The organism is Nonlabens sp. Ci31 (assembly GCF_012974865.1).
GTDB lineage: Bacteria > Bacteroidota > Bacteroidia > Flavobacteriales > Flavobacteriaceae > Nonlabens.
In genome coordinates this window covers 1,318,336-1,329,997 of the sequence record NZ_CP043633.1, presented here as the reverse complement: position 1 = coordinate 1,329,997, position 11,662 = coordinate 1,318,336, and the positions used below count along the sequence as shown (strand labels likewise).

Below are 11,662 nucleotides of genomic sequence, written 5' to 3'. Positions count from 1 at the left end.
CTTTGCAAAAATCTTAATATCAGATAGTTATTCTCTCTTAACAATTAAGTAAAACAATTGGTAAATCAAACCTAAAATCCTTTTTTATCGATTAAATGAAAATAATGACTTGTTTTTTGTTGATTTTATGAGCCTAAGTGTCTTTAAAAGTAATTGTGTTTCAAAGAAAATTATATCATGGAATAGAGCTTTAAATTTAAAAAAGTCGCTTTTCAAAATTGATGACACTCTTACTTACCGATTAAAAATATACATCATGAAAATAGTATCTTCATTTCCCTAAAAAAAAGCCTTCAACTGCACATTACCGGTATGCACTGTTCTGGCGGTTTCACTTCCACGACCACTATAGCTCAGGTTTAAATCTAAAAATTTAGTGATGTTTTTTTGAAAAAGCAGGTTCCAAGTAAAATTAGTGCCTGGCTGCAATCCTTCCAGCATTTGAAAACCTACTGGAGAAAAAGCTTGACCTTCAAAATCGTTTTTTACATATTTAATCTCCCCATTTACAGCAAACTTTTGAGCTTTATTAAATGCCCAGCCTAAACCTATATTTTGCTGACTCAAAGTGGCCGTTTCATTGAGTTGATTGTCTTTATTCTGATATTGATAAAAGACTTCTAACCTATTGCTATTATCAAATAAATAGGATAGCTGTGGCTTTAACAACAGGTCATCAATCTTATAATTTCTATTCGTAAAGTTTTCACTACTGCTCGCGTTAATTCCTGATTGTGCATTTATGGTTACCAGCCACGTGTCCTCAATCTTATGTAAAAATCGCAATTGATGACTTTCTATGTCATTAGATATGCTCCCTATACTTTGTAAATTTTCATTTGCCGTACTTAAATAAGTGTAATTAGTAGTAAAATTTTGCTTGCCTCTATTAAAGAACAAACTGTTTCTAAAGCTAAGGTTCAATCCCAGTTGATTATCGCTGCTTTGAAATGGATTTAAGTCAAAATTTTCTCCTTCTCTCGCTACCATACGGTCAATTAAATAACTGGTCTGGTTATAAAATCGAGAAAAAAACTTTTTATAGCCTTTTTCATCAGTCCAAGAGATAGGATTTAAAGTCAGCGTTTGAGAAAATTTATTTTGGTGCGTGGGCAAGAACACCTGATTAGGCAGTAAAATCCTTACAAAACTCGCCTGATCTTGAAATTGAGCAACTTCAAATTCATTGAGGTCCTGAATACCATCGTTATTATAATCAATCCATGTAAAAGTTCCCTGACCAGGATTTACAGATACATAAGTAAAATCCTGTCTTGGAATACGCGCGCTATTGGTTTCATAAGTGGTGTTCCACAATATTTTACCATCATAAATCTTACGTTTATACTGTATTCTTGAATTAAAAGAAACCTCATCTGAAAAACCCTCTAGATCGCTTTTTAATTTTCTGTAGTTGGCAAATACACGTAACCTACTAAACTCATTTTTAATGGGTTGTGACTTAATGTAATAGTTGTTAGAGCTGTTTACTCTAGTAAGATTGCCCATTCTTAAACTGTCGTTTGTCCTATTTCTATAACCGATCTCTACAAAAGTCGTTGTCGTATCGCCACGTCCTGCATAAATTTCATAACCAGTAAATTTTTGAGATAGCCCAGTAAGCTCATCTGTAGCGGTAAGTCGTTGCTGATTATTTTCACTTTCTAATCGCGTCCCCACATAGTAGTTATTGATTTTCCTTAACACATCAACATTTACTCTATTAAATTCAGACTCTTGTTCTGTAGATTTTGTATTTAGTACGCTTCCGCGAAAGCGAGCCTTCCATAAACTATCTTGATAAGCAGCAGCAATTTCATGCCTGTTCCCTTTATAAAATCCGTCAAATTCTAAATGCTCCAATTTATAAGATGAAGTTAAGGTAGAATCCAGCTCATAATTGAGCCCTAAAGTGGTAAATAGCTGATTCCCCCTAGTCGTTTCTATATTCCAGTCTCTGTTAAATTCAATATTATAAACTCGCTCTACATTTCTAAAATTTTCTTGAATATAATCTGTGTTTAAATTTACATTCAACGACTGCAGGCTATCCTTTTTGCGCAATTGTTGTTGTACGGCGAGTTTTACGGCAACACCTTTATTATCATTATCGTCAATGGAAGAGAATTTATTTAAATCCTTATTACTTGCTGCGAGCTCTGTAAATATCTTAGTGCCTGTAGCAGGCTCATAACTAGCTTTAATTCCAGTAATAGTTAAAATTTCTGGGGAAAATAATTGGATAACTGGATCATAACTTCCTTGGGACACGCCATTTATAGGTGCAATGTATTCATAAATATTTGCAATAGCCTGTTCATTAATGAGTCGGTAATCCCCTTGATTTTCACCTAAAAAGCTGAATCTCACGTTAAACAGTTGTAATGTTCTATTTTGAGAAAAAATAAAACGCTCTTCACCGTTCACGACTTCTCTGCGATAAAGAATCTGATTTTCAGAAAACTCATTTGCTATGGCACTGGGCGCAATGGCTAGTTCTCTGTCATCTCCAGCATCTACCAAAATCGCTACTTGATCTTCGCTTAGGTTTTGTTGTAGCGGCTGGTTTTTTGCATCGGTTTCTGTGTAGATGTAAGAATCTATTTGGAATTTGTCAGACTTAAAGCCACCTGTTCCATAACCTATAAACCTGGTGAAATTACGCTCACTATATTGGTATTCTATAGAAATACGCATTTCACTAGTAATAGGAAATGTGGGGGTAAAACGCACTTCCCCGGCATTATAATCGATCACATAATCTTGATTTTCTCCTCTTTTTAAAGGGACACCATTTACAAAAACACGCTCACTTCCTGAAACCACTAGTATAAACAACTCTTCGTTCTGACCAGTGAGCTTATACGGGCCTTGATTCCCTTCCTGACCAGTAAATCTACTGATGTTAAAAGTACCTCTAACCAAAGCTCCAGAAGCACCTGCATAACCAGAAGAGTCGTCTCCATTAAACTTTACCTGTCCAGAAATTCCCTGAACGCGTTTTGTAAAGTTATTGAATTGGTAATTTTCTTGTATTAAGTCTACGTCTCCTGCTCTTATATTCCAGTCTTCACTGTATAGTTCTATAAATATTTGATCAAATTCATCCAGTCGTTGGGAATATCCATTTTGGGTTTGTGGTACGTTTGCATCTTGAATAGAAGCTCTCAGTGATACTTTATCACTGAGTTTTCCTGTAATTCTTAAATCCAGTTCAGAATCTACTACACTGTTTTGATTATTCCCTACGCGTACACCTCTGGTAATACTTCCAGAAGTTTGCAGACCATCAAAAGGAATAAAGGTATTTACTGCAGTCGGTTGCTGTAGTGCCACTAATTGTTCTTGTCTACTGTCATTATCTAGAATAATACTAGGGTCGTAGAATTGATAAGACTTGGTAAGAAAATCAGGTAATGGTAAATAAGTGACATCTATAGAATCTGTACCTATTTCCGTTTTATTTTTAAAGGTTAAAATAGAAGTGGAAAAATTAACGCTGTAACGAGAACTGTCGATAGTCCTACCTATTTTATCCACTACTTTAAAATAAGCTGGATTGATACTTATAGAATCTAGGGGAATAGAATCCTTAACAGCAACACGTTTTTTTTTCAAGTTGGTATACTCTTGTGCACCACCTATTGAGCAGCAAAACACCAGAATAAAAAACAACTTCAACTTCATATGTACAGCATTTAAATATACTGGTATTACTTAAAACAGTTCCTCTTCAAAAATATTTCAAATAGCTAGTACAGAAACATGAAATGAGGATTAATTGCATAAAAAAACCTATCTGGAATTACCAGATAGGTTTTTTTATGTGTGAAGGTCTTCTTATTCAGATAAAGGCTTCATTTTAAAAGTATCCATAAATGCGGTGGTATAATTCCCCGCTACATAATCTGGCTCATCCATAAGTTGTCTGTGAAAAGGAATCGTAGTTTTAATTCCCTCTATGACAAACTCATCCAGCGCACGTTTCATCTTATCAATCGCCTCCTGACGTGTTCTTGCCGTTGTAATCAGCTTTGCAATCATCGAGTCATAATTAGGCGGGATAGAATATCCAGCATATACGTGAGTATCTAATCGAACACCATGACCACCAGGTGCGTGTAATGTAGTGATCTTCCCTGGAGAAGGGCGGAAATCATGATAAGGATCTTCTGCATTTATTCTACACTCGATAGAATGTAATGAAGGCTCATAATTCTTACCTGATATTTTTACTCCCGCAGCAACTAATATTTGCTCTCTAATAAGGTCAAAATCAATTACTTGCTCTGTAATAGGGTGTTCTACTTGGATACGAGTGTTCATCTCCATAAAGTAGAAATTACGGTGCTTATCTACAAGAAACTCTACTGTTCCAGCTCCTTCATATGCGATGTATTCTGCAGCTTTTACTGCAGCTTCACCCATTTCCTTACGTAATTTCTTAGTCATAAAAGGAGAAGGCACTTCTTCTGTAAGCTTCTGGTGACGTCTTTGTACAGAACAATCGCGCTCACTTAAATGGCATGCTGTTCCATAGCTATCTCCTACGATCTGGATTTCTATATGGCGTGGCTGTTCTATGAGTTTCTCCATATACATATCATCATTACCGAAGGCTGCTTTAGATTCGTTACGAGCGCTATCCCACGCGTCTTGAAGGTCTTCTTCTTTCCACACAGCACGCATCCCTTTACCACCGCCACCAGCAGTAGCCTTAAGCATTACTGGATAACCAGTTTCTTTTGCTACTTTGATACAATCTTCAAAATCTGCAATGATACCCTCAGATCCTGGAACGCAAGGTACTCCTGCGGCTTTCATAGTTTTCTTTGCTGTAGCTTTATCTCCCATTTTTGAGATCATCTCAGCACTAGCGCCTATAAACTTGATTTGGTGTTCTTCACAAATACGAGAAAAGTCTGCATTTTCAGAAAGGAATCCATATCCCGGGTGTATGGCATCTGCATTTGTAATCTCTGCGGCACTAATAATGTTAGACATTTTTAAGTACGATAGATTGCTAGGTGGTGGGCCTATGCATACTGCTTCATCAGCAAATTTTACGTGGAGGCTTTCGGCATCAGCAGTAGAATAGACCGCTACTGTTTTGATTCCCATTTCCTTGCAAGTTCGTATAACCCTTAAGGCTATCTCACCACGATTTGCTATCAATATTTTTTTAAACATGATGTTTCTTTTTAATAAGGTACTGGTCATTAGTCTGCTCTAGTACTGCATCAAAATCAGCATAACTCGTTTCTGTTTCACTTTCGCAAAAGCAATAAGAAATCAGAGGCAAAACCAACACTAAGACATAAAAAATCCTTTTACTATTTAAGAAGGATCTACTAAAAATAATGGCTGATCAAATTCTACCGGGGAAGAATCATCAATAAGCACTTTTACTATCGTACCACAAACTTCACTTTCTATCTCGTTGAAAAGTTTCATAGCTTCGATAATACATAAGGTATCACCTTCTTTAATACTATCTCCTATCTCGACAAAAGAAGGCTTATCTGGAGAAGATTTTCTATAAAATGTTCCAATTATAGGAGATTTTACAGTGATGTATTTGTCCATACTTTCTACTGGAGCTGCTGCAGGGGCTTCACTTGCAGCTGGAGCTGCTTGTGCAGGAGCCGCTTGTTGAGCTGGAGCCATTTGCATAGGAGCTGCCTGAGACACATAAGTTACGTCAGCATCACTTCCTGTTCTTATGGTGATTTTAATATCATCCATTTCTAATTTCACCTCACTTGCTCCAGATTTTGCAACAAATTTGATTAAGTTTTGTATTTCTTTAATGTCCATAAATAAGAGTGGTTATTAAGTTTAACTATCGTAAGCCCATGTTAATAAGATAGATCCCCAAGTAAATCCACCACCAAAGGCAGCAAAAACTAAGCGATCTCCTTTTTTCAACTGAGTCTCATATTCTTTTAATAATAGAGGTAGTGTGGCACTGGTCGTATTTCCATATTTATGGATATTCATCATCACCTTTTCTGCAGGAAGATTAATTCTTCTTGCAGTTGCATCTATGATGCGTTTGTTTGCTTGATGTGGCACCAACCAAGTGATGTCTTCATTAGTGAGGTTATTGCGTTTAACAATTTGCTCTGAGACATCGGCCATATTTGATACCGCATATTTGAAAACATTTTTTCCATCTTGAAAGACGTAATGTTGTTTATTATCTACGGTTTCATGAGAAGCTGGTAACAAAGATCCACCAGCATCTATTTTAAGAAAGTTACGACCTATTCCATCACTACGCAGGATTTCATCTTCAAATCCATAATCTTCTAAATTAGGTTCAAAAAGAACTGCGCCAGCACCATCTCCAAAAATGATACAAGTAGCGCGGTCTTCGTAATTTATAATGGAGGACATTTTATCTGCCCCTATTAACAGCACCTTTTTATAACGACCAGATTCTATATAACTACTAGCGGTACTCATCCCATACAGAAAGCCTGAGCATGCTGCCATTAAATCATAAGAAAATGCATTCACAGCACCTATTTCTGAAGCGACATAAGCTGCGGTAGAGGCGACTGGCATATCTGGAGTTATTGTTGCAACGAGAACTAAATCTATAGTTGATACATCTAGCTTTGCACTCTTAATAAGGTCTTGCGCTGCTTGAATAGCGAGATAAGAAGTTCCTTTATCCTTATCCTTAAGAATACGGCGTTCTTTAATCCCGGTACGAGAAGTGATCCATTCATCGTTTGTGTCGACCATGGTTTCTAAAATAGCATTTGTAAGCCTATACTCTGGAGCATAGGCGCCTACTGCCGTTATCGCCGCTTTGATATTACTCATACTGGGGATTCTACTGGTTTAATTAGAGCGTGGAAAGCTAATAAAAAAGCTCTAGAAACCACAAAAAATGACACATTTTTAATAAAAACGTGTCATTTTTTTTGATTTCTTATAGAAAGCAATTGTTTTCTACGAAATATCTAATTATGAATTAAGCCTCAGCTACTTCAGTTTTGTCTATAACTACATTACCTCGGTAGTACAGTTTACCTTCATGCCAGTGTGCTCTGTGATAAAGGTGAGCCTCACCAGTTGTTGAATCTGTAGCAATTTGAGGAACTGTAGCTTTGTAGTGAGTTCTTCTTTTGTCTCTTCTCGTTTTCGAGATTTTTCTCTTAGGATGCGCCATGGCTATAAATTATTATCCGTTTTTAATTTCTTTAATGCGTCCCATCTGGGATCTATATCTTTACTCTTGCTTCTTTCTTCTGGCATTGAAACGCTTAACTCGTCCAATTTATCTAAAACGTCTGACTCTAAGGAACCGTCTTCAACACCTGGATGAACTCTCTTTTGAGGTATGGAAAGCACTAGCATTTCATACACATACTGAGCGATATTGAATTCATAGTCACCATGTGAAAGGATCAATAAGTCTTCATTATCATCATTAAAAGTATCTCCAAATTTGACGACCAGATCCATAGAAGCATCTATGTCTAGATCAAATGGCTCATTAGTTACATCGCAATTTAAATTAACTGATCCCGTAGCTGTTAAAAAAAGATCCATGATGGTGTTTCTTTTATTCAGCTCTGCATCAATTACTATTGACGAACTATTAAACTCTTCAAATCCAAAATTTTCAAAAAACGTATTATCGACCTCGTACTTAAACTGGTGTTTCCCTTGCTTTAATCCGGCAAAAGATAAAATAAAAGCTTTGAGTTCCATAAACCTACTCTTTCAAAGAGCGGGCAAAGATAATAAAAGATATTAAAAACCTAGTGTTAATATCACCTTCGTTTGCGAGAAAGTTTTTTCAACGGGTTTTCATTCAAGGTTTCATACTCTTTACGCTTTCGATGTATTTCAATTGCAGCATGAATTGCAGCGACAAATGATTCTGGATTTGCGGTTCCCTTTCCAGCAATATCAAAGCCTGTCCCATGATCGGGACTTGTTCTTACGTGACTGAGCCCTGCCGTATAATTGACACCATGACCAAAGGCTATCGTTTTAAAAGGTATCAATCCTTGGTCGTGATAACTTGCTAAAACAGCATCAAATTCTCTGTATTTTTTGTTTCCGAAGAAGGAATCTGCCGCATAAGGGCCAAAAATAATATTCCCATCTTCTCGTAATTGCTCTAAAGCAGGAATAAGTGTATCTTGATCTTCTGTCCCTATAACACCATTATCTCCTACGTGGGGATTAATTCCTAAAACGGCTATTCTAGGTTTACTAATTCCAAAATCCTTTTTAAGGGACTCTTTAATGGTTCCTATCTTGGTCATAATTAATTTTGCGTTAATAATTGAAGGGACATCTTTTACCGGTACATGGTCTGTTAGCAACCCTACCCGTAACTCATCAGAAACCATAAACATTAAGCTTTCTCCTTCCAGTTCTTGATTTAAATAATCGGTATGTCCTGGAAATTTAAAGTCTTCTGAATGAATTGATTCTTTATTGATAGGCGCTGTAACTAATACGTCTATTTTATTCTCTTTAAGAGCAGCAGTAGCTGCTTGTAAACTTCTTATAGCCAGCTTACCTGCCTCAGTACTTACCTCGCCCCAGTTAACTATAAATGGTTCTTTAATCAACCTCAATACATTAAACTTCCCTGGAACAACCTCGTCTAGAGAGGTAATACCGTGTATTTTAGTTTTCAAATCAAATGTTTTTGCATAGAAGGAGAGTAGTTTTGTACTTGCAAAAACTACTGGAGTGTACATTTCTAACATTCTAGGATCCTCAAATGCCTTTAGTATAATCTCTCCACCTACTCCATTAGGATCCCCTATCGTAATACCTACTTTGATATTCTCTTCCTTATTCATGTATTCCGCTATTTATGCCTTATTTTTGAAAGTATAAAAGTAAAGTTTTTTAACCAGTTATGTTTACAGGAATCATTGAGAGTGCCGCAAAAGTTGTCCAACTAAAAAAAAAGGATACAAATTTACATCTGAGTTTGCATTGTGATTTAACTTCAGAATTAAAAATAGATCAGAGTGTTGCTCATAATGGGGTCTGTCTTACCGTTGTTGCCATTGATGGAAATCAATATACGGTAACAGCCATTGAGGAAACTTTAAATAAAACTAATATAGGCCATCTACAAGAAGGCGATATAGTAAACATAGAGCGCGCCATGAAAATGAATGCACGTCTGGACGGACATATTGTACAAGGCCATGTGGATCAAACGGCTACTTGTACCGAAGTGATCAATAAAGATGGTTCATGGAGGTTTAGTTTTAAATACGATTCAAAGCTGAACAACGTAACTATTGAAAAGGGAAGTATTTGTATCAATGGAGTAAGCCTTACGGTAGTAGATTCCAAACTCGATTCCTTTTCAGTTGCGATCATTCCATACACTTATGAGCACACTGGATTCAAAACCTTATCAAAAGGTGATCAGGTAAATTTAGAATTTGACGTAATAGGAAAGTACGTAAAAAGACTGATGAGCCTTTAAGCAGCTTTTTTTAGTCTAGGCAGTGTTACATAGGCTATCATAACGATTGCTATGATCAATAAAATCCAAATATTAGTATCTAAAGGCACTATATCCCCAGGTGGAGTGGGACCATTTTTGCCGGGAACATTTGGCGGCGGTGGAACCCGCTGAAGCAACATCACGCAAAAAAAGTTAAAATTTGTTAATATCATGTTCATCATTGTCGGTTGCGAATGTAAAAATTAAAATGAAATACGGCAAAAAAGATGTGTCATCTGTTGATTATATTTTTATTTGCTGTATTTCGTCGGTGTTTTTTATTTTTTAAACGGTAATTAAAAACGACAAATAAAATTAAGTAAACCATTATCACTAAATTCTACCTGTTCAAGCGCTCAAAAATGGAAACTTCACAGTTGTATTAACGTAAAAACATCAGTTTTAGTTCTCCTTTAAAAAAAAAGACATTTTTAGTCAAAATATAGCGGTCCGTTTTAGAATTAAAACGGACCGCTATTTTATACTGTTAAGATACTATCATACTATATTCTAGAAGCAAGAATTAACGCGTTATATAAGTTGACCATTTTACCGGAAACTGTTATTTCACCAAATGCTTTGGTGTCTTCTGCATCACCACCTAACACCACTCTGGCACTGGTTGTTAAACCACTGTCCATAATGACATGCTTTACTTGTGAAGCGGTTAGTTTAGGATATTGAGATCTAATCACCGCAGCTACACCTGCTACAGCAGGAGAAGCCATAGAAGTACCACCTATACTATTGTATTCATTATCGATCCATGTAGAATAAATAGCAACTCCAGGAGCAAATACATCTACACTACTCTTACCGTAGTTTGAAAAATTTGCTACTAAACCAGAGCCGTATTCAAAATTCAATGCTCCTACGGTTAAAAAATTATCAGAGATCTCTGCACCAGCAAGAACTTGATCTTGTGGATATACCTGAGTAAAATCAGTATCAATTCCTTCATTACCCGCGGCATTTACAAAAAGTACGTCTTTAGATTCGGCATATTTGATCGCGTCCCAAACCCACTGTGCATTTGGGGAGTGGTATTTTCCAAAACTTCCATTAATTATTGTAGCTCCATTATCTGCAGCATAACGTATGGCTTTAGCAATATCTTTGTCATACTCGTCTGCTTGAGAAACAGCTCTTAGCACCATGATCTCCACATTATTTGCAACACCGTTTACCCCTAGACCGTTATCGCGCTCTGCAGCGATGATTCCTGCCACGTGGGTACCGTGAAAAACATCTGCTTTTTCTGGATCTGGACCTGAATATTCATTGTTCCCATATACTGGAGTGTCCCACACATAAGGATCGTCATTAAGGATGTCCATACGGTAATTAGTCTTTAACTTTTCACCATTAAGAAGCGCTGTAGCGTCAGCAATGATCTTGGTTAAAGTTTCTTTTGCATCCTTAGTATCTTTTAATCCTTGAGAATAAATATAAGCCAGTAACCCTTTTGCGTTTACAACAGCTTCATCATCAGACTTTATTGCTTCTAGTTCTGTTGGAGTATATGTGGCTTTACCTAGATGAGCTACTATAACTTTATCTGCTCCATTTACTTGTTGTAAAATTTGCTCGTATTGCTGTTTTCCTTGTTGTGCTTCCTCAAGTTTTTGATCATATTCCTTTTGTGCTTTGGCAACTATGTCTGCGGGAAGCTTTGCTTTATCTCTTACGATACGCTCGTATTCTAGGTTTTCATCTACGATATCTCCTAGAAAGTTCCATCCGTGAACATCATCAATATAGCCATTGTTATCGTCATCTTTCCCGTTATTAGGAATTTCATCCGTATTGGTCCAGATCACTCCATCCAGATCTTCGTGCTCGATATCAATACCAGAGTCAATTACCGCTACTACCACGGTTTTACCTTTTTTACCTTTGAGCAATTCTGTGTATGCTTTATCGATACTCATTCCAGGAATGGTATCTGTAACAAGGTCATAGTCTTTCCAGTTTTTTGCCTGCACCTCCGTGAGTGCTTGCGTTTTTAAAGGTATACTGTCTATATTTCCTATAGGTGGCGAGACTATTGCTCCACCACTACCACAACTAGCTAATAAACCTGCTGCTGCAATGGTTAACAAAGTCGATTTAAAATTTGAATACTTCATTTGTTATTAATTATTGAGTTCATTTAAT

9 protein-coding genes are annotated in these 11,662 nt (G+C 36.6%); 1 reads left to right on the top strand and 8 read right to left on the bottom strand.

What is annotated here, in order from left to right; all coding sequences use genetic code 11:
* Positions 1-279: 279 nt before the first annotated feature.
* The 7 genes from F0365_RS05925 to pdxA all read right to left on the bottom strand — a co-directional run bounded on the left by F0365_RS05925 (position 280) and on the right by pdxA (position 8,840).
* A complete protein-coding gene (locus tag F0365_RS05925) occupies positions 280-3,687 on the bottom strand; it encodes a hypothetical protein (protein ID WP_169932849.1) in 3,408 nt (1,135 codons plus the stop codon).
* 153 nt (positions 3,688-3,840) lie between these two features.
* Positions 3,841-5,190 (bottom strand): acetyl-CoA carboxylase biotin carboxylase subunit, encoded by a 1,350-nt coding sequence (accC, locus tag F0365_RS05920; protein ID WP_169932848.1) that lies wholly within the window; start codon positions 5,188-5,190, stop codon positions 3,841-3,843.
* 147 nt (positions 5,191-5,337) lie between these two features.
* Positions 5,338-5,817, bottom strand: coding sequence for an acetyl-CoA carboxylase biotin carboxyl carrier protein (gene accB / locus F0365_RS05915; RefSeq protein ID WP_169932847.1), 480 nt, complete (start codon positions 5,815-5,817; stop codon positions 5,338-5,340).
* A 21-nt stretch (positions 5,818-5,838) separates the two neighbouring features.
* Positions 5,839-6,834 carry a beta-ketoacyl-ACP synthase III gene (locus F0365_RS05910; RefSeq protein WP_169932846.1) on the bottom strand — a complete coding sequence of 332 codons (996 nt, stop codon included), beginning with the start codon at positions 6,832-6,834 and terminating at the stop codon, positions 5,839-5,841.
* Between the two features lie 151 nt (positions 6,835-6,985).
* Positions 6,986-7,183 (bottom strand): 50S ribosomal protein L32, encoded by a 198-nt coding sequence (gene rpmF, locus F0365_RS05905; protein ID WP_101012882.1) that lies wholly within the window; start codon positions 7,181-7,183, stop codon positions 6,986-6,988.
* A gap of 2 nt (positions 7,184-7,185) precedes the next feature.
* Positions 7,186-7,728 (bottom strand): YceD family protein, encoded by a 543-nt coding sequence (locus F0365_RS05900; protein WP_169932845.1) that lies wholly within the window; start codon positions 7,726-7,728, stop codon positions 7,186-7,188.
* Positions 7,729-7,790: 62 nt separating this feature from the next.
* Complete coding sequence (gene pdxA / locus F0365_RS05895) at positions 7,791-8,840, bottom strand: 4-hydroxythreonine-4-phosphate dehydrogenase PdxA (protein ID WP_169932844.1); 1,050 nt, start codon at positions 8,838-8,840, stop codon at positions 7,791-7,793.
* 59 nt (positions 8,841-8,899) lie between these two features.
* On the opposite strand from pdxA, the gene F0365_RS05890 reads away from it, so the two are divergent.
* A complete protein-coding gene (locus F0365_RS05890; RefSeq protein WP_169932843.1) occupies positions 8,900-9,484 on the top strand; it encodes a riboflavin synthase in 585 nt (194 codons plus the stop codon).
* Positions 9,485-10,008: 524 nt separating this feature from the next.
* On the opposite strand, the gene F0365_RS05885 is transcribed toward F0365_RS05890, so the two are convergent.
* Positions 10,009-11,634, bottom strand: coding sequence for a S8 family peptidase (locus F0365_RS05885; protein ID WP_169932842.1), 1,626 nt, complete (start codon positions 11,632-11,634; stop codon positions 10,009-10,011).
* Between the last annotated feature and the right edge of the window lie 28 nt (positions 11,635-11,662).

Bases quoted from the DNA above. Each gene is read 5' to 3' on its own strand.
- accC (WP_169932848.1), bottom strand. From the start codon at position 5,190: ATGTTTAAAAAAATATTGATAGCAAATCGTGGTGAGATAGCCTTAAGG.
- F0365_RS05910 (WP_169932846.1), bottom strand. From the start codon at position 6,834: ATGAGTAATATCAAAGCGGCGATAACGGCAGTAGGCGCCTATGCTCCA.
- F0365_RS05900 (WP_169932845.1), bottom strand. From the start codon at position 7,728: ATGGAACTCAAAGCTTTTATTTTATCTTTTGCCGGATTAAAGCAAGGG.
- accB (WP_169932847.1), bottom strand. From the start codon at position 5,817: ATGGACATTAAAGAAATACAAAACTTAATCAAATTTGTTGCAAAATCT.
- F0365_RS05925 (WP_169932849.1), bottom strand. From the start codon at position 3,687: ATGAAGTTGAAGTTGTTTTTTATTCTGGTGTTTTGCTGCTCAATAGGT.
- F0365_RS05885 (WP_169932842.1), bottom strand. From the start codon at position 11,634: ATGAAGTATTCAAATTTTAAATCGACTTTGTTAACCATTGCAGCAGCA.
- F0365_RS05890 (WP_169932843.1), top strand. From the start codon at position 8,900: ATGTTTACAGGAATCATTGAGAGTGCCGCAAAAGTTGTCCAACTAAAA.
- rpmF (WP_101012882.1), bottom strand. From the start codon at position 7,183: ATGGCGCATCCTAAGAGAAAAATCTCGAAAACGAGAAGAGACAAAAGA.
- pdxA (WP_169932844.1), bottom strand. From the start codon at position 8,840: ATGAATAAGGAAGAGAATATCAAAGTAGGTATTACGATAGGGGATCCT.